At 63.0% G+C, this 17,596-nt stretch carries 21 protein-coding genes and 1 pseudogene; 7 read left to right on the top strand and 15 right to left on the bottom strand.

All coding sequences use genetic code 11. The features are described 5' to 3' along the window. Nucleotides 1-132, top strand: a 132-nt coding sequence (locus B0G75_RS41480; RefSeq protein ID WP_146142541.1) for an acyl-CoA dehydrogenase C-terminal domain-containing protein, incomplete at its 5' end; no start/stop codon positions are given. A gap of 49 nt (nt 133-181) precedes the next feature. Here the strand turns inward: B0G75_RS41480 and B0G75_RS27245 are convergent. Beyond that, nucleotides 182-1,207 carry an AraC family transcriptional regulator gene (locus B0G75_RS27245; protein WP_181309358.1) on the bottom strand — a complete coding sequence of 342 codons (1,026 nt, stop codon included), beginning with the start codon at nt 1,205-1,207 and terminating at the stop codon, nt 182-184. Nucleotides 1,208-1,493: 286 nt separating this feature from the next. Between B0G75_RS27245 and B0G75_RS27240 the strand changes: the two genes are divergently transcribed. Continuing rightward, the gene (locus B0G75_RS27240) at nt 1,494-2,408 is read left to right on the top strand and encodes a LysR family transcriptional regulator (RefSeq protein ID WP_106313010.1); all 915 of its coding nucleotides are present in this window, start codon (nt 1,494-1,496) and stop codon (nt 2,406-2,408) included. A gap of 11 nt (nt 2,409-2,419) precedes the next feature. Here B0G75_RS27240 and B0G75_RS41475 read toward each other — a convergent pair whose 3' ends face one another. The 3 genes from B0G75_RS41475 to madL are packed head-to-tail and all read right to left on the bottom strand — an operon-like array spanning nt 2,420 to nt 3,748. Next, the gene (locus tag B0G75_RS41475) at nt 2,420-2,548 is read right to left on the bottom strand and encodes a hypothetical protein (protein WP_258194715.1); all 129 of its coding nucleotides are present in this window, start codon (nt 2,546-2,548) and stop codon (nt 2,420-2,422) included. A gap of 22 nt (nt 2,549-2,570) precedes the next feature. Then, a complete protein-coding gene (gene madM / locus B0G75_RS27235) occupies nt 2,571-3,338 on the bottom strand; it encodes a malonate transporter subunit MadM (protein ID WP_106313007.1) in 768 nt (255 codons plus the stop codon). A gap of 14 nt (nt 3,339-3,352) precedes the next feature. After that, nucleotides 3,353-3,748: a malonate transporter subunit MadL gene (gene madL / locus B0G75_RS27230; protein WP_106313004.1), complete on the bottom strand. Its 396-nt coding sequence runs from the start codon at nt 3,746-3,748 to the stop codon at nt 3,353-3,355. A 508-nt stretch (nt 3,749-4,256) separates the two neighbouring features. On the opposite strand from madL, the gene B0G75_RS27225 reads away from it, so the two are divergent. Both B0G75_RS27225 and B0G75_RS27220 read left to right on the top strand, forming a co-directional pair. Beyond that, complete coding sequence (locus B0G75_RS27225; protein WP_106313001.1) at nt 4,257-5,198, top strand: DnaJ C-terminal domain-containing protein; 942 nt, start codon at nt 4,257-4,259, stop codon at nt 5,196-5,198. Further along, nucleotides 5,195-5,524, top strand: coding sequence for a chaperone modulator CbpM (locus B0G75_RS27220; RefSeq protein ID WP_106312998.1), 330 nt, complete (start codon nt 5,195-5,197; stop codon nt 5,522-5,524). The genes B0G75_RS27225 and B0G75_RS27220 overlap by 4 nt, the downstream gene beginning before the upstream one ends. 132 nt (nt 5,525-5,656) lie before the next feature. Here the strand turns inward: B0G75_RS27220 and B0G75_RS27215 are convergent, their stop codons facing one another. The 3 genes from B0G75_RS27215 to B0G75_RS27205 form a co-directional block, all read right to left on the bottom strand. Then, the gene (locus B0G75_RS27215) at nt 5,657-6,088 is read right to left on the bottom strand and encodes a hypothetical protein (RefSeq protein ID WP_106312995.1); all 432 of its coding nucleotides are present in this window, start codon (nt 6,086-6,088) and stop codon (nt 5,657-5,659) included. Nucleotides 6,089-6,101: 13 nt separating this feature from the next. Then, on the bottom strand, nt 6,102-6,500 hold the full coding sequence (locus B0G75_RS27210; protein ID WP_106312992.1) for a DUF3564 domain-containing protein: 399 nt from the start codon (nt 6,498-6,500) through the stop codon (nt 6,102-6,104). A gap of 71 nt (nt 6,501-6,571) precedes the next feature. Further along, nucleotides 6,572-6,907, bottom strand: a complete 336-nt coding sequence (locus B0G75_RS27205) for a cytochrome C (RefSeq protein ID WP_181309357.1) — start codon at nt 6,905-6,907, stop codon at nt 6,572-6,574. A 236-nt stretch (nt 6,908-7,143) separates the two neighbouring features. On the opposite strand from B0G75_RS27205, the gene B0G75_RS27200 reads away from it, so the two are divergent. Further along, entirely contained in the window at nt 7,144-7,428 is a 285-nt protein-coding gene (locus B0G75_RS27200) for a DUF1488 domain-containing protein (RefSeq protein WP_106312989.1), read from the top strand. Nucleotides 7,429-7,522: 94 nt separating this feature from the next. After that, entirely contained in the window at nt 7,523-8,509 is a 987-nt protein-coding gene (locus B0G75_RS27195) for a zinc-dependent alcohol dehydrogenase family protein (protein WP_106313069.1), read from the top strand. An 80-nt stretch (nt 8,510-8,589) separates the two neighbouring features. Here B0G75_RS27195 and fnr read toward each other — a convergent pair whose 3' ends face one another. From fnr to B0G75_RS40275, 8 genes and pseudogenes are all read right to left on the bottom strand, one after another. Then, the gene (gene fnr, locus B0G75_RS27190) at nt 8,590-9,378 is read right to left on the bottom strand and encodes a fumarate/nitrate reduction transcriptional regulator Fnr (RefSeq protein ID WP_258194718.1); all 789 of its coding nucleotides are present in this window, start codon (nt 9,376-9,378) and stop codon (nt 8,590-8,592) included. 87 nt (nt 9,379-9,465) lie between these two features. Then, nucleotides 9,466-9,801 (bottom strand): annotated as a pseudogene (locus B0G75_RS41470) (response regulator); the annotation flags it as partial. A gap of 220 nt (nt 9,802-10,021) precedes the next feature. Next, nucleotides 10,022-10,672, bottom strand: coding sequence for a response regulator transcription factor (locus B0G75_RS27185; protein WP_106312983.1), 651 nt, complete (start codon nt 10,670-10,672; stop codon nt 10,022-10,024). Further along, a complete protein-coding gene (locus B0G75_RS27180) occupies nt 10,669-12,015 on the bottom strand; it encodes a PAS domain-containing sensor histidine kinase (RefSeq protein WP_106313066.1) in 1,347 nt (448 codons plus the stop codon). Before B0G75_RS27180 ends, B0G75_RS27185 begins: the two co-directional genes overlap by 4 nt. Before the next feature lie 222 nt (nt 12,016-12,237). Continuing rightward, nucleotides 12,238-13,074, bottom strand: a complete 837-nt coding sequence (locus tag B0G75_RS27175) for a universal stress protein (RefSeq protein ID WP_106312980.1) — start codon at nt 13,072-13,074, stop codon at nt 12,238-12,240. A gap of 187 nt (nt 13,075-13,261) precedes the next feature. Then, the gene (locus tag B0G75_RS27170) at nt 13,262-14,560 is read right to left on the bottom strand and encodes an NRAMP family divalent metal transporter (RefSeq protein WP_106312977.1); all 1,299 of its coding nucleotides are present in this window, start codon (nt 14,558-14,560) and stop codon (nt 13,262-13,264) included. A 72-nt stretch (nt 14,561-14,632) separates the two neighbouring features. Next, nucleotides 14,633-16,264 carry an oleate hydratase gene (locus B0G75_RS27165; RefSeq protein ID WP_106312974.1) on the bottom strand — a complete coding sequence of 544 codons (1,632 nt, stop codon included), beginning with the start codon at nt 16,262-16,264 and terminating at the stop codon, nt 14,633-14,635. 244 nt (nt 16,265-16,508) lie between these two features. After that, nucleotides 16,509-16,697 (bottom strand): hypothetical protein, encoded by a 189-nt coding sequence (locus B0G75_RS40275; protein WP_146142540.1) that lies wholly within the window; start codon nt 16,695-16,697, stop codon nt 16,509-16,511. 347 nt (nt 16,698-17,044) lie between these two features. Between B0G75_RS40275 and B0G75_RS27155 the strand changes: the two genes are divergently transcribed. Further along, nucleotides 17,045-17,311 carry a UDP-glucose 4-epimerase gene (locus B0G75_RS27155; RefSeq protein WP_106312971.1) on the top strand — a complete coding sequence of 89 codons (267 nt, stop codon included), beginning with the start codon at nt 17,045-17,047 and terminating at the stop codon, nt 17,309-17,311. Nucleotides 17,312-17,596: the final 285 nt, after the last annotated feature.

Here is a 17,596-nt window from a genome sequence, read left to right as displayed (position 1 = left end):
TACGGCGCCAAGATCGCGACCGCGCAGTTCTACGCGGAGCATGTGCTGCCGCTGGCGTCGGCACTCGAAGCGTCGATTGTCAGCGCGAAGGGTGGAGAGAGTGTGCTGGCTTTGTCGGAAGATCAGTTCTGACGATAGGGCGTCGTGATCATCGCAAATTGGCAGATGTCTACCAATACGGCTAGATCGAGGCTTTCATAGCGCCGGCGTGCGCGGCAGTTTCTGAATGACTGGTCGAAACCGTCGTTCGGTAAGCGTTGGGCGTGCTGCCTGTCCAGTGCCGGAACGCGCGATGAAACGCGGACGCGCTATCGAAGCCCACATCGAAGGCGATCGACGCAATGGCATCCTCAGAGCGCGTGAGTTTTTGAATCGCGATGTCGCGCCGCACCTCGTCCTTGATCGACTGGAAATTGGTGCCCTCTGCAACCAATCGGCGGCATAGCGTGCGCACGGAATGGTGCAGTTCGAGTGCGACGTCTTCGATGGTCGGGATCTCCGGCAGAGAATCGGCGACATGCTGCCGGACGCGATGGCATATCATCTGCGCGCCAAAGGAGACGAAGATCCAGTCTTCTGGCGCTCGCGCCAGAAAGGTATTCAAGTCTGACTTGCGTTGCCGGATAGGCAGGTCAAGCAGCGCTGCGTCGAAGGCGATGCTGGTTCCGGTTGCACCGAAGCGGATAGGGCCGGGAAACAGATAGAGATGGTCGCCGGCCTGAGCCGGTCGCGGGAAATCAAAAGATACTTCAGCGAGCGGGATTTTTTGCCAGATTAGCCAGGATGCCACGCCGTGCACGAGCTTGAGCATCAATTCCAGGCCCAGCGGACTCACGGGCGGCCCGTGCGGATCGACCACCATCTCGACATAGCCGAATTGACCGTCGCGCCGGGTGTGCAGGCGAAAATCGTCGAGAATCAGGTGGAAAAACTGGCCGAAGCGGTTGAGGGCGACTTCGAGCTTGCGGGCGTCGAGCAGGCTCAGGCACAGATACTTCAGCAAGCCGTTGCGCAGCGGACGGCTGAAGATGCCGGGCATTTCATCATCGAGCTCCATCGCGAGCAAGCGGTATAGCGTCGAAAACTGCTCCTGGGTGACGCGGGCGCCCGGCTGCGACAGCAACTCGGGCGCAATGCCTGAGCGCTCGGCGAATTGCGTCATCGTCGCCCGATCGACACCGGAGAGGAACCCATGCACGACAGACATTGAGACGGTAGCTTTGAGTGGTTCCTGCATAGTGGGAAGAGGCTTCGTTTAGGAGAATGCCGCCGCTTTGGCCCGAGCTAACACCGTCTCTACCCAAGGATCTGTAACACGGCAAATGTGAGTATCCTGGCGGCTGAACGACAAAAGGGAAATTCGCAGTCGGTCGACCGTATTTTGGCACGATCGTCGCGTGGTCAGCGGCTGCCGAACCATGCGGGGTTGTCGCTATTGGTCCCGCACGGGCATACGCCGATAATGGCTCACTTCAACTATTCAATAGCCCCAGATGCGCGACCGAATCGATGAGGAGATCACCTTCCGCAAGCTGGAAGTTCTGCTCGCGTTCATGGAGACCGGCAACCTCTCAAAGGCGGCCGAGGCGTTGAACGTGAGCACCGTCAGCGTGCACCGGGCGCTGCATTCGCTCGAACAAGGCGTGCGCTGTGCGCTGTTCCGGCATGAAGGCCGCAACCTCAAGTCGACGGAAGCGGCGCAAATGCTCGCCGATGTCGCCCAGGAAGTCCTCGCGCTGATGTCCGATGGCATTCGCGCAACGCGCGACGCGGCAGGCTACTCGTCGGACCGCCTGAGGATCGGCTCGCTGTACTCGCTGACCATCAAGACCGTACCTGACATCGTCGTCGACCTCAAGGTGCGGCGGCCGGCGCTTCAGGTCGAACTCGCGCTCGGTTCGAATGCCGAGCTGCTCGACAAGCTCAAGCAAGGCACAGTCGATGCGGCCCTGATGGCCGTGCCGGAGACCGAGCCCGAAGTCGACGCGCTGCCTCTTTTCGAAGACGACATCTTTTTCGCCGCACCTGCCAACTCGCCGTACGCGAAACTCGAAGCGGTCGATTTGCGTGACTGCCGCGACGAGACATTCGTTTCGCTCGGCGAGGGTTTCGTCACCTATCACGGCTTTCTTGAGGCGTTTCGCGTCGCGGAATTCACACCGAACGTAACGATGAGAGTCGGTGACATCTTCTCGCTGATGAACCTGGTGAGCGGCGGGGTCGGCTATACGCTATTGCCGGGCCGGGTGCGCGGCGTGTTCGGCGACAAGGTGCAATTCATTCCGCTCAAGCCGCAATACCTGATGCGCCAGACCATCGGCGTCAGTTTCCTGCGCGCCCGCGAGCGCGATCCAAATCTGCTCGCGCTGATGGCCGTCTGCCGTCTGCGCACGAGAAGCGCGGGCTGAGATTCAGACCGTCAGCCGCGCGCCGACTCGCGCTCGATCAGCATGCGACGGTCCGGCAGCGCGGAGTCGCCGCAGCTTGCCGCGATGCCTTCGTCGAATGCCGCGCTGGTCAAGCGGGTCAACACGTTGCCGAGCGGCATGAGTCTCTGCTTGCCTTTGCTATCACGCGCCCACCAATGCCCGCGTTGCAAAGAACAGCACCGAAGGCCCGAGCAGGCAGCCGATGCCCGTGTGAAACGTCGCGATCAGCGCACCGTACGGCACGAGCCGCCGGTCGGTCGCGGCGAGTCCAGCGCTCACGCCGCTCACCGTACCCGCAAGGCCGCCGAAGATCATCGCGGAGCGGGGCGTCTTCAATCCCATGAAGCCGGCCGCGATCGGCGTGCCGATCATCACGATGATCGCCTTGATCAGCCCCGTCGCGATGCTGAGCGCAATCACGTCGGAGCTGGCGCCGATGGCAGCGCCCGTCACCGGACCGACGATATACGTGACCGCGCCCGCGCCGATGGTCGTCATGCTGACCGCGTCGGTGTAGCCGAACGCATGAGCGATGCTCGCGCCCACGATGAACGGCAACAAGGTGCCGAGCAGCAGAGACACGACACCGATCAGCCCGGCCTTGCGCGCCTCGTTAGCCTGCACCTCGAATGCGGTGGCGACGATGGCGAAATCGCGCAGCATCGCGCCGCCCATCAGGCCGACGCCTGTGAAGAGCGGCAGGTCGGCGAGACCTTTCTGTCCGCCCGTGAAGACGCCGCCGAGCCAGGCGAGCACGAGGCCGATCACGATCGCGATGGCCGAGCCGTGCACGCGTCCAAACGTCAACTTGCGCGAAATCACCGACGACACCCACATGATCAGACCCACCAGCGCGAACGAAGTCACGAGGCCATTCTGAACGAATATTTTTTCGAGCATGTGCAACATGATGGACTCCTGCTTCAGATCTCTTCGAGTTGCGGGGCGTTCACGAACGACGTGCTGTCCCTACCGGTGCGGGTGAGGACGGCGATGCAGCACGCGCAAACAGCGGCGGCGGCGAATGCCGACAGCAGCGCCACCGGCCCGCCCTTGATCGCCGCAACGACGTTCTGGTTGGCGGCCATAGCGACCACTACGGGGATGTACATCGCGCCCCAGAAGGCCACGCCCGCTTCGGTTTCCTTGGGTAGCAGCCCCTTTTTGTGCAGATAGAGGCGCAGGAAGATCAGCAGGAGCATCGCGATGCCGACGCCGCCCACATTCGTCTTGACACCGATGGCGACCCCGAGCAGATCGCCGAGAAAGAGTCCCGCCAGATGGCAGAACGCAAGCAGTGCGGTTCCGTAAATGATCATGTTGTGTCTCCTGAATAGCGTTATTGGTTTATGGTGAATGGATGCGAAAAAGCAGCACGTGGCGCCATTACGGCTGAATCAATGTGGCGTCATTGCCATTGCTCCCATAATTTTTGGCGTACCTTCACCGACGCGGCCCAGTGCGCGCTGCTCAGGACATGACGCGAGTCTAGGAAGCGAGAAATGCTGGTTCAATCAAGTTCGGGATGCGACTGTTATCCCAAGCGTAACGATCTTGAGAGGTGAGTGCTGAAAGCCTGACAGGACGGGCTGGCGCTACGGACACCGTTGCCCTGGGGTCTTCCCGAGCTTGCCGGCCCCTATTTGGTGAGCGGGGGAGCCGGGTTCGCGGGTCCGGGCTCGGACAGGCCCGTCCGCATGAGGGCCGAGGCGGAGCGTGCGACTTTACCGGCTTATCAGGATTCGTATAAAGTAAATCCGTCATCTCCGCCCGAAGTGTCCGCATTGTCGCGCTTGTTCCCCGTTGCCCGATAGGCGAGCCGTCAGTATGAAATACAAAGACTACTACCAGACGCTGAATGTCGAGCGCGGCGCGTCCCAGGAAGACGTCAAGCGTTCATATAGGAAGCTTGCCCGGAAGTACCATCCCGACGTCAGCAAGCTCCCGGACGCTGAAGATCGGTTCAAGGAGTTGGGTGAAGCTTACGATGTGCTCGGAGATCCTGAGAAGCGCGCGGCTTACGACCGCATGGGGACCGAGTGGCGCAACGGCGAGGACTTTGAACCGCCACCGAACTGGGACGAAGGCTTCGAATTCCGCGGCGCAGGCAACGACGCTGGCGGACAACCCGACTTTCACGATATTTTCGAAAGGATGTTTGGTGGAGCGCAAGGCACGCATGCGCGGCAGCGACCTGTCGATGCGCGCGGCGAGGACCATCACGCGAAGGTGCTCATTGATCTGGAAGATAGCTATCGCGGCGCCCAGCGCTCGATTTCGCTGCAGGTGCCAGTGATGGATGCGCAAGGGCACGTTTCGCTAGAAACCCGTACGCTCAATGTGTCCATTCCAAAGGGAATTCGCGCGGGCCAGCACTTGCGTCTGGGCGGGCAGGGTGGCGCAGGCGCCACGCCCGGGGCGGCGGGCGATCTGTACCTGGAAATCGCCTTTCGGGAACACCCGCGTTTTCACGTGGACGGGCGCGACGTTTCGCTCGAAGTGCCGGTTGCACCGTGGGAAGCGGCTCTCGGCGCGCAGATTGCCGTGCCGACACCAGACGGCTCGGTCGAGATGACGGTGCCCGCGGGTTCCGTCGGCGGCAGACGCTTGCGGCTTAAAGGTAAGGGTGTCCCCGCCAGTCCACCTGGCGATCTCTATGTGATCCTTAATATCGTGCTGCCGCCGGCGGATAGTGATAGTGCTAAAGCGGCTTACGGCGCGATGCAGCAAGCCTTCAACTTCGACCCGCGTGCGCATTTCTATCGGTGATCATCGTGAAAGAGACAAGTACGACGACCTATTTGCAAGGGCACATTGTCGATGAAAGCATCGAGTTCACCCTTGTTGAACTGAGCCAGGCTAGTGGGGCATCGGAGGAGGAACTGACGCTCTGGGTGTCCGAAGGCATGTTTGAGCCCAAGGGCGAGCGGCCCCAGGAGTGGCGCTTCAGCGGCGCGGCGTTGAAGCGCGTGCGGACCGCGCAGCGACTGGCACGCGACTTTGAAATTAACCCACCCGGCGTGGCCCTGGCGCTCGATCTGCTCGACGAGATAGATTCATTGCGCTCGCGTGCGAAGCGTCTTCGTGGCGGCTAGTGCGTCTGCGCGTGATGTATTGATGCACTGCCAACCGCGTTATCACGCGGCTTGAAGTGTTTCCACCGATGCTGAGTCTGCGGTCTCACCCGCGACGTGTGGACGTATTTTTGAAAACTGAATCAATTCCCGCTACGAAACGTCGTTCGGCTCCGGCAGCAGTGCACCCCAGCCCAGCGGGGCAAACACACGGCCGCTGGCCAGTTCGACCAGTTCCACGAATTTCTCGAGTGACACGCCCGCGGCAATCCGGACCGGCGCGTTGCTGATGAAATTCTGCGTGCGCAGCCATGGCGCTTCGCCTCGATTGATTTCCTTGACACTGCGCGCATGGCCGTCGTAACCCGCGTCGGGCGGCAGCAGCGGCCCGTCGAACGCGACGGTCAGGATCTGCCGCGCCGCATCGTCGTAAGGCGGGCCGGCGTGTTTTTCATAAGGCACGCGCTCCCATCCGTCGCCCCATTGCTGATCGAGCGGCAAGCGCGTGAAATAAGCCCGCGGTGCACGCACGAAACAGAGCCCGTAAACGTGGCGGGCATCGTCCAGATCGGTCGTGAGTCCCATGGCGTCAGCTCCTTCAGGTGTCGGAGAAGTGAGTGCCTCCCATGTCATTCCCGGCGGCAAAAAGACTGTGTTCCGGTGCGATCTGATCGGTGTCGATACATTGCACGTGCCAGTGACCAGACATCAGGTCGCGGCCGCGTTCCGCGCACCACTGTGCACGTCCGGTCTCGCCCTCGAAAGGCCCGTCAGCGTCGTTCAGATCGAGCCCTTCGAGCACGCAAGCCGGCGCCGAGTCATCCGGGCCGCACACGAGCGTATTGCCGCAATCTACGTGCAGCACGCCCCATTCGGGCAGGTCAAGACCGTGGTGGCCTTCGCGCGACCATTGCCGGGTATCCTTGTCAAGCCACAGGATTGCGAATGCCATCGGATGGGCGCGGTCGAACGTGTCGAGGTGGACGGTGAGGCGCATGGAGAATTCTCCGTAACTTGCAGTCGCTTTCAAGCGAATTGGACCGCGAAACTCGTGACTTGAAGGATGGGTCATTGACTCAGGACCCATTGCACCAGCGTGTGCGCATCCTCTGCCGACAACGGGCCGCCGCGATCAGCGGGCAACGGCATCGCCATGTCGCCCCAATGCGCTTTGCCGCCGAGGCGCAGCTTGTGCTCCAGCATGAACTGCGCGTCGGGCACATTGCGGTAGCGCTCGGCGATCTGCTGGAACGACGGCGCGAGGAACGGCGCATCGCGCGTGTGGCAAAACATGCAATGCTGCTGATCGACTAACGCGGTCGGCTCCGGCTCGGCGTGCGCGGTGGAGGCAGCCACCACAAACACGGCACATGCCGCCAGGCAGCTTCGGGATACGATGTTCAAGGCACGCGCTCCTTTGCAACGGGCATGAGTTCAGTGTAGGAGCGGTGGCTTGCGTGCCGTTGACCTCGGTCAACCAGAATGCAAGCCCTGAATTTGACGTATCGCGCTTAGCTCCTATGCTGATGACAGATGGGCGTCGCACGCAACGGGCTGCCCCGAGAACGCGGTGCACGACGCGTGGGCGTGCAGAAACGCCGTCCCGGGCTCCCAGCCTCCCATCCTGCGCAACGAACCAGGTGGCGGTCATGAAGATCTATTTTCCCGAGGAACATCCGGAGTATTGCGCGCGCGATCTCGTCGTCGCGTTTCCGGCCGAGGTGGATGGAGCGCGCGTGCAGTGCGCGATTACCGCGGAGGCGCTAGAAGATCATTTCGGCGCCGTCTCGCTGCGCGAAGACGATCTGATCGCCGCATTCAACTCCAACCGGCATCCGATCGAACACGCAGCAAGGCGGTTGCTTAGCGAGATCGGTGCCAAACCGGTGCTGATGCACAGCGGCTACTTCCGCTTTTGCGAGTGAATCCCGTGGGACGGCGGAGCGCCCGCCTCTTTCGATGCGTCACGCCGGCACGAAGCCGGTTATTCGTCGCTCGGGCAAGTTCGAGGAGAATCCTATGCGTGCGATGCTATTCGACGGCAGTACGTCGTTTTTGCGCGAGCAGGAGTTGCCAGATCCCGTGCCCGGCGCCGGCCAGATCCTGATCGATATTCACGCGTGCGGCGTGTGCCGCACCGATCTTCATCTGGTTGACCATGAGCTCGAGCATCCCAAACAGCCTGTCATTCCAGGTCACGAAATCGTCGGCAGGGTCGCCGGGCTCGGCGTGGGCGTGACGGGGTTCGTCCTCGGAGACCGGGTGGGCGTGCCTTGGGTTGGCCACACGTGCGGGCATTGCCGCTACTGCCTGTCGGCGCGGGAAAATCTTTGCGACGATCCCGGTTTTACCGGCTACACGATCGACGGCGGTTTCGCTGAGCGCACCGTTGCCGACAGCCGCTACTGCTTTCACCTGCCGGAGCAGTACACCGACATCGAGGCGGCGCCGCTGCTATGCGCCGGCCTGATCGGCTATCGCACGTTGAGCATGGCGGGCGACGCGCAGCGCATCGGTATTTACGGTTTCGGCGCCGCGGCGCATATCGTCGCGCAGGTCGCGCGTCATCAACAGCGTACCGTGTACGCGTTCACGCGCCCGGGCGATCACGCGGCCCAGCAACTCGCGCTGCGTCTCGGCGCGGCGTGGGTGGGCAGCAGCGCAGAGGCGCCGCCCGAGGAGCTCGATGCGGCTTTGCTTTTCGCGCCGGTCGGTGCGCTCATTCCGTTAGCATTGCGAGCGGTCGCGAAAGGTGGCGTGGTGGTCTGCGGCGGGATTCACATGAGCGACGTCCCGTCGTTTCCGTACGCGTTTCTGTGGGGCGAGCGGCGCGTGGTGTCGGTTGCGAATCTGACCCGCGATGACGGGCTCGCCTTCATGCGCATTGCTGGCGAGACGCGCCTCGAGATCAAAACGACGACTTATCCGCTGACGGAGGCCAATCAGGCCTTGAGCGATCTGCGCGATGGCAGGCTCACCGGTGCGGCAGTGCTTGCCGTCCGTTAGCGTGGCGGGCCCGGCGGCCAGCGTCGCCTCACGATCGCGGTGTTCGCGGCCGACGGCCGGGTCGCGAGCCGCGTCCGTATTCAAACCCGCACAAGGCCTTCGTGATCGAGGATCCGGATGTCCTTGCCGTGCGTATCGAGCAGTCCGTCGCGCTGAAATTTAGAGAGCATCCGGCTGACCGTTTCGAGCTTGATTCCCAGATAACTGCCGATTTCCTCGCGCGTCATGCGCAGGTGAAATTCCGCCGGCGAATAGCCGCGCATTCTCAGGCGGTCCGATAAATTCAGCAGGAATGTCGCCACGCGCTGCTCGGCGGACATCGTGCCGAGCAACATCATCTGCGATGACTCGCGCACGATCTCGCCGCCCATCATGCGGTGCACGTGTTGCTGGACGGCTTTGACTTCGCGGCACATGGCTTCGAGAAGATGAAAGGGGATGATGCAAACCTTGCTGTCTTCGAGTGCGACAGCATCGCAACTATGGTAGCCGGAGCAGACGCCGTCCAGGCCCAGCGAGTCGCCGGCGAGATGAAAGCCGGTGACCTGTTCGCGGCCGTCGCGATGCATGACGACGGTCTTGAACGAGCCGGCGCGTACGGCGTAGATGCTCTGAAACGAGTCGTTCGCGCGATAGATCGTTTCGCCCTGTTTGATGGTTCGCGACGGGCAGATAAGCGATTCGATCCTTTGCAATTCTTCGGCTGTCAGGCCGTGCGGCATGCAGATAGAGCGCATCGAGCAGGCCGTGCAGCGCGGTGCGCCCTTGCGCGACGCGCTTGCGTTTGCCGATACTTGTCCGGGGAGCGGCGATCCTTGCGGACGGGCAAGCGCGGGCGCGATGGCGGCAGATGCGGCGACGTCAGACATGGTGTGCTCCAGTTGAAAGAGGGCGTGCGCGCGATGTTCGCCAGCGATCCGTTGGATCGTGCTTAGTGCGAGATCGAATTCGCCGGTCTTGTCGAAAAAGTAGTGGGCGCCGCCTTTCAGGCAAGCGCGCCGAAACCAGGCGCCGGAATGATTCGTCAGCACCATGACAATCACATGCGGCATCCTTTGTGCAAGCAACCCTAGCAACTCCATGCCGGTGCCGCCGCTCAGATGCAACTCCGTCACGACCAGATCGGCCATACCCGTGTCGATGCCCGCGAATGCCGCAGCGGGCTCCTCGGCTTCGCCGGCGATCTCCACACCGTCGAGTGCGCCGAGCAGCGCGGTCAGACGGCGCCGCACCAATACGGCATCGTCGGCCAGAAAAACACGCAGCGCGCGGTGGTCATTGCTTGAGTTCATGGCTCGAAGTATCGGCCGCGTTATCTCAAAATAAAATCGGCGCCGAATGAGCTTCGAGTAGGCAAGCGGGAAGGTGTGTAGGGAATTTCCTACACGATGGTCAGGCGGGTGAGGAAGATGCTGCGTGCTGCGTGCGTATCGAGCTACAGACCAGAGGGGCGCGGTGTTCCGGGTCGCACACGGTGCGGCGCCACCCGCCAGCGGAAGGCTGCGAAGGCGCTCAGATGCCGTCTTCTTCGTCGCTGACCAGTTTGTGGCGCATCGCATAGCGCACCAGCGCCGCTTCGTGCGGCATCTGCATTTTTTCGAGGATGCGCGTCTTGTACGTGCTGACGGTCTTGCTGCTCACACACAGTTCAGCCGCGATCTCGGTGATCGTTTGACCGGCTGCAATACGCTTCAGGACGTCGAATTCCCGATCTGACAGCCGCTGATGCGGCAGCAGATCGGTCGGTTCGTTCAGGCTTTGAGCGAACCGCTCGGCCATCGCAAGGCTCACGTATACGCCACCGGCGGCGACCTTGGTCACGGCCGCCACCAGTTCGGCGCTCGCGCTTTCCTTCGTCAGGTAGCCGGACGCGCCGGCTTTGAACGCGCGCACCGCGTATTGCTGCTCGGCGTGCATGGTCAGCACCAGGATACGCAGCGCCGGCTTTTCTTCCTTGATTTGCTTGATCAACTCGACGCCGTTGCGGCCGGGCATGGACAGATCGAGCACCAGCACGTCGGCTGCCCGCTCGCGGATCAACGCTACGGTGCTGACGCTATCGTTTGCTTCGCCGGTGACTTCGAAGCCGCTCGCGCCCTGCAGGATATGGCGCAGACCGTCGCGCACCAGCGCGTGGTCGTCGGCAATCAGGACGCGAGTCATGTTTGTATCTCCTGCATTTGTACGGTCTCCGCCGGAATGGTGACAGTCAACACAAAGCCTTTGCCGTGCGCGGTATGAATATCGACCGCTCCGCCGAGCATGTGCGCGCGTTCGCGAACGCCGAGCAGGCCGAAGGACTTGGCCGCCGGCTCGGCCGTGCGGTGCGCGCCCTGGCCATTGTCGGCGATGCTGAGCTCGAAGGCCTGCTCCTTCGCCTGCAGGCTAAGTGTCACCAGCGTGGCGTCCGCATGGCGCGCAACGTTTGTCAGCGCCTCCTGCACGATCCGGAACAGCGCGGTGGCGCCTGCCGGGCTGAAGCGAGCGTCACCGGTCTCGATCTGACGCTCCACGTCGATGCCGTAGCGGTTGGTGAAGTCGTTGGCGAGCCATTCGATCGCTGGAATGAGCCCGAGGTCGTCGAGCATGACCGGCCGCAGATCCGCCGCGATGCGGCGGACCGAGGCCACGGTTGTATCGATCAAGCGGCGCATGCCTTGCAACTGGTCGCGCACCGCTGCGCCCGCCGAGGCATCCAGCGCCTGCTCGACCGACGAGATATCCATTTTCAACGCGGTAAGCTGCTGGCCAAGATCGTCGTGCAGTTCACGGGCGATGCGCGTTTTCTCGTCTTCGCGGATCTTCTGCAGATTGGCCGACAGTTCGCGCAGTTCCTCGCGCGCCTGACGTTGCGCGCGCTCCGCTTTGACGCGTTCCGTGATGTCGCGCAGCATCACCGTGTAAAGCCGCGTGTCGCCATCGCGAATCTGCGAGATCGAGGCCTCGAGCGGGAATTCCTCGCCGTTAACCCGTAAGCCCGCCAGCACGCGTTGATTGCCCATCTGCCGGTCCGACACGCCGGTCACGCCGAATTGGGCGACATGCTGCGCATGCGCCGCCCGAAACCGCTCTGGAATGAAGCGAGCAAGCGGGGCGCCTATCGCGTCCATGGCGGAGCAGCCGAAAATCTGTTCCGCCATGGGATTGAAGATGACCACCCGCTGCTGTTCGTCGATAGTGATAATCGCTTCCATCGACGAACGGATGATCGCCATCATGCGAGCCTCGTTCAAGGCGGACTGACTAATGCCTGCGTTCGTTTCGCCGTTTGCAGGAGCGCCATCGCGATGCGTGCGCACGAGCACATAAGCGCTCGTGGCGAGAAGCAAAGCGGCGGCGACGCAGATGAACAGCACGGGATCGAACCAGCGCCGTGCGGCCAGCATGACGGCCAGTGTCACGACGAACACTGTCGCCGCTGCGAGAGCCGGCGGCGCCGCAAACGAGCCGCACAGCCCGAGCAAAGCGGCAGTGCGGGAAGGTGGCGGGGTACCACTGACGGGCATGTGCGCCTCTTTGGAAAGGCTGCGAAAGGATGGGTCGCGTTGCCCGCCGATGCCCGCACGGCGGCGCGTGAGGCAGACACGTTTGTTCGGCGGCATCTGCACCTGGCGAGCAACTGATTTGCGTTCATTTTCCGTGAAATGCCCGCTACATGCCAGTGCCGCCAGGCGGCGTGCTTGGTGCGTGAGTGTGGGCGCCCCGTACCGGGCCGGTTCCGGCGCCACTCAGTGCGACATCAGCACGGGCACCGTCATCGAGCGGAGAATCGTGCGCGTGGCGCCGCCCATCACCAGCTCGCGCCAGCGGGCGTGGCCGTAGGCGCCCATCACCAGCAGATCGGCGCCGCTGTCGGCCACCTGTGACAGCAGCACCTCGCCGACCGAGCCGCCCGGTCCGGTTTCGATGTCGACGCTTTCCACCTGCACGCCATGCCGTGCGAGCGCGGTGGCAATGTCCGCGCCGGGGATACGGGCGCGCTCGAATTCGTGCATCCCGTTGACAGTAAGAATCGTCGTGCTGCTCGCCGTGCGCATGAACGGCAGCGCGTCGTGCACGGCGCGCGTGGCTTCGCGGCTGCCGTCCCACGCGACCAGGACCCGCCCGCCCGTCGACCTTTCATTGCTTGCGTAAGGCACAAGTAGCACCGGGCGGCCGCACGACAGAATGAGGTTTTCCGGAAAGAAGTCGCCGACATATGATTCCGGATCGCCCGGATTGTCCTGGCCTGCCACGATGAGGTCGGCGCAGCGGCCCGCACGCGGCACGGCGAGACTGGCGGCCTCGTCCATGGTGACCCATTCGCCCGGCACGTCGGCGCGCCGCAGTTCGGCGTGAAACAGCCGTTCGAGCGCCGCGCGCCGCTCCGTGCGCGTCTCTTCATGCTGCCGGTAGTACTCCGCAGTCCCGGCCATGACATAGAGCGAGCGAGGGTCCGGGCTGAAGACGGCGAAGGCGCCGGTCAGATGTGCGCCGAACTGTTTGGCCAGACGCAGCCCGATTTCGAGCCGCGGATGGGCGTTCGGGCTGGTGTCGAGGTGGACAACGATCGTTTTGTAGCTCATGGCAGTCGCTCCTGGAAGGGACGGTGAAGCGCGGATAAGTGAGCTTGAGTCTAGGAACGATGGCCGCGGCCCCTTTGATGCAGATCAACGGCGGCTGTGGCGTGGCGCGGCTTTTCGTCAGCGGGCTGAAACGCCACCTCGCGCATGACGAAGCGCGGGAGTGGGCCTGCTGATCCGCGTGCCGCGTCTAGGTCGGCAGCAGCATTATTACGGCGGCCGAGCCCATGACCACCGTCGCGATCGAGCCGAGCACGAGGAGCGGCCGGCTCGCGGTGAAGTCCCCCATCACCGCGCGCTTCGAGACGAGCAGCAGGATCACCACCATCAGCGGCACGGCGACCACGCCATTGATGACCGCGCTCCAGAACAGCGCCTTCATCGGACTGATCGACGAATACTGGATGGCCAGCGCGACCAGCACGCTCACGGCGATGATGCCGTAGAAGCCGCGTGCATCGCGCAGCTTGCGCTCGAGTCCCTCCGGCCAGCCCATGGCTTCCGCCAACGCATAGGCGCCGGAGCCGGCCAGCACCGGCACCCCGATGAATCCCACGCCGAGTATGCCGAGTGCGAACAGCAGATAGGCGAAGTCGCCGGCGAGCGGACGCAGCGCGCTCGCCGCCTGAGCGGCCGTGGTGATGTCGGTCACACCGGCCGCGTGCAGCGTCACGGCGGTCGCCAGCATGATGAAGTAGGCGGTGAGGTCCGAGTAGAGCATGCCGCTCCACGTGTCCCAGCGGATACGCTGCAGTTCCGCGCGCGCGAAGCGGGCGTCGCTGACGAGCGGCGCGCTGTCCGTACGCGCGTGCAGGTCCTCGACTTCTTCCGAGGCCTGCCAGAAGAACAGATACGGGCTGATAGTCGTGCCGAACACGGCGACTACCATCGCCGCCGCATTCGCATTCAGGGCGAAGTGCGGCCAGAGCGTGCGCAGCGCCACGTCGCCCCACGGCACGTGGACGACGAACAGCACGGCAGCGTAGGCGAGTAGCGATACGGTCAGCCATTTCAGAAAAAACACGTAACGATGGTAAGGCACGAAGATCTGCAGCAGCAGCGTGGCGAACACAAAGCACACTGTCATGACGTGACGGTCGATGCCGATGACCAGTTGCGCGACTTCACCCATGGCCGCCACGTCGGCGGCAATGTTCAGCGTATTGGCCACTAGCAGCAGCAACACCACGGCATAGAGCACGGCGGGCGGAAACGCATCTTTGATGTTCGCGGCCAGCCCCTTGCCGGTCACGCGGCCGAGGTTCGCGCACATGGACTGGACGGCCGCCATCAATGGGAACGCGAGCGGCATGGTCCACAGCATGTCCAGACCGAACTGCGCGCCGGCCTGCGAATAGGTGGCGATGCCACTCGGATCGTCGTCGGCGACGCCCGTGATGAGGCCGGGTCCGAGCCGCGCAAGCGGATGTTCCTTGAGGCGCGCCAGAAGCGAGCCGCGGGGTTTCAGCGGTGTTCCGTCGAGATCCACGGCGTTTCTCTCAGCGTGCGTGCGGTAGGGTCTGTCAGCGCGCCGGCACGAGGCGCTCAAAAACAGCGGCGCTTAGTGGCTGTGCAGCGCCGAAGCGGCGCCATACACCACGCGAGGATCATGCTGGCCTTTGTACACCGCCGGCACCGGGCGATTCAACCCAAGCAGCGTGTACACCGCGGTCTGCGCGGAGCGCACCGAATATTCGACAGTGAACACGACGTCGTTCGGCAACTCGCAAAACTGCCCGACGAACGCGAGATTCGCCCAGCCCTCGGGTACCACTCTGGGCCTGTCGCCGCGTTTGCGCCGCAGGAACTGGCTGGTGATGAACGGCATCAGGCACGGAATGCAGATCGCGTCGTCGAGAATACGCGACGCCTCCGCCTGAACGTGCAGATGACCGAGCAGCTCGATCATGATTTCGCGCCCCGAGCATCCGATCATCGGCTTGCCGACGAAATTGCCGGGCCTGTCGACGAAGAGCCCATAGCCCCAGAACACCTCGACGTCCTTCGGCTGCCCGATGAAATGCGGCTGGTGCGGCAGGACGATCGAGGCGAGCCAATTCGATTGAGGAAACGTGATCAGGCCGCCTTCGCCCGGCACGTTGCCGGTCAGATCGCGGATCAGGCGGAACAGTGTCGGATCGTGCAACGTCGCGGTGAAGGAAAGCCATTTCGATTCGTCGACGTGATCGGCGAAAACGGATGGGTGGCCAAATTCGGCGCGTCCTTCCGCGATCGTTTTCCAGAGCGCCCACGCGCCGCTACTGTCGTGATGATCGAGCACAGCAACGCGGTTCGTGCCGCCGAGGCTCGATCCCGCCGTCATCGAACCGAGCGTGACGATAACGTTATCGGCTTCACCCACCGGAACTTCAATGCGACGGTTGTCCTGTTCGCAGACTATAGCCGCGACCCGGTTCAGTGCGCCGCTTTCGTCATATCGCAGATCGATGACCCGCGTGTTAGCGCGAAATCGCACACCGCGTTCGTCGAGCCACTTGCGCAGCGGCCGCACCATCGAATCGTACTGGTTGTATACCGTGCGCATGATGCCGTGCAACTGGTTGAAGCCCGGCGTCATATGCGTGAAACGCAGCAGGTAGCGCCGGAATTCGACGGCGCTATGCCATGGCTGGAAGGCGAACGTCGTGCACCACATGATCCAGAAGTTGGTTTCGAAGAAGTCGGGCTCGAAGTGATCGGAGATCCGGCTGTCGCCCAATAGCGCTTCGGGTTCGAGAGAAAGGCGGCCAAGCGTGAGCAGGTGCGTCTCCGCAAGTCCGTAAGGAGGCGCGTTTTCGCGCTGGCCGTTGCGCACGAGGCGCGCTTTCGAGGAAGTGCGAATCGTCTCGTTCCAGTCGAAGATTTCCTTGGTGACGCTGCTGCGGCCGTCGAGCGTGGGAATCGAATCGAACAGATCGTAGGTGCACAGATACTTGCTCTCGAGCATGCGGCCGCCGCGCACGACGTAACCTTCCTGCGGCGAGCCGGCGCCGTCGAGGCTGCCGCCCGGTTTGTCGAGTGCTTCGAAGATCGTGATCAGACAGCCGGGCACGTCGGCGTCGCGAATCAGGAAGGCCGCGGCGGCCAACGACGCAATACCGCCTCCCACGAGATAGAAATGCCCGGGTGCGATGGTTTCTTCCCGGGCCCGATCCGCGACCGGATGCCTGGCGGGATATGCGGAATTGCTCATGGTGGGATACCCTGATGGCCGTGGAGGTGTTCCCCAGACCATACTCGCGCGGCAGAGACACCCGTTGAGTTGGATCAACGGAGCGCGACTGGGCCCGCCGGCGCAGCGTAAGTAATGCGCGCGTCAGGTGAGAGAGAAGACGGGCGTTACACGACCCACCAGGCGATTGTGCGTTGCACCGGCGGCAAGTCAGTGTGAGTGGCGTCGACTCCGACTGAGCGGCGCGCGTGGTCATTGACCCATATCAAGTAGGAAGCGGAGCGCCGCACTCGGGCATGGCAGGAGTCTGGCGAGCGGCACGAAGCGCGGCAGCCTTGATGGAAATCAATCGCAACCGCGCCGCAAGGACGATGATGATTTCTTCTTTCGTCGCCCACCAGTCGTCGTGACTAACAGCGCGCTGCTCTCGCGACGGAACGATGATCCACGTCAAATCGCTCGCGGCGTCCTGACCATACTTTTAAAGAGCAGGCGAGGGGTCCGCAACGGCACGCCGTGCCGCTGACAGTGAGAATGGGCAGCCAGAAATGGACAAGCGGCGGCCCGCAGCTTGTGCGCTGTTGAAGGCGGTGTTGACATGAAGGAGAGTTTGCGCGGTGCGGGCCTCGGCGGCGTCGACCCTCACGACGATGCGCGCGCGTTGCGGGCATGGCGGTGGATGCAGTGGGTGCTATTTGCCTTCAGCGTGCTCGCCATTCCCCACGGGCAAGGTCGCCTCGATGGCGGAGCGCTCGGCAGTGCGCGGTTCATTTCGACAACGTATCGAACAAGGAGCGACCCATGACGATCTCGGGTAACGTGAGTGACGGCGACTGGTCGGTCGCCGCAACGACGCATTGCACGGCGGGCGGCTTCGACTGCACGATCCAGCTCAGTCATCGCACGCCAGAGGGAATTTTCGAACACCGGTTCACGCACAGCGGCATTTTTCCGACGGAGCGCGAAGCCGTCCTGGCGGGTTTGCGCGAGGGCATGGAGTGGGTTCGGCTCAAGATGTCCCATACCCTGTCGGTTCAGCCGCGTGACTGTCCCGCTGAGCCGGAGTGAGGTCGGTCACGCGCCCTTGGTCCATCGCTTCATGTGTCCGCCTTTTCGCGTTCGAGCGCACGAAAATCCACCCTCACGGCGTCCTTCTAATTCCTCCGCTCAGCCGCGTCTTCAAGATGCGAGCCGCCCGGAACACGCTCAGGTGAAATGGCCGCAGACCGGTGCTTCGGCCGAATGTGCCTTCCGGAAAGAACAGCAGAGGGGTGCCGCCTCCGCCTGATTGCCGGCGGCGCTCGAGAAGACAGATGGTATGCCGATTATTCGACAGCGAATGGCGGGCGTCGG

Origin of the sequence: Paraburkholderia sp. BL18I3N2, from assembly GCF_003001875.1 — a bacterium.
Classification (GTDB): Bacteria; Pseudomonadota; Gammaproteobacteria; order Burkholderiales; family Burkholderiaceae; genus Paraburkholderia; species Paraburkholderia phytofirmans.
The sequence above is the reverse complement of the archived record's forward strand: the minus strand, read 5'-3'. Positions and strand labels throughout refer to the sequence as shown.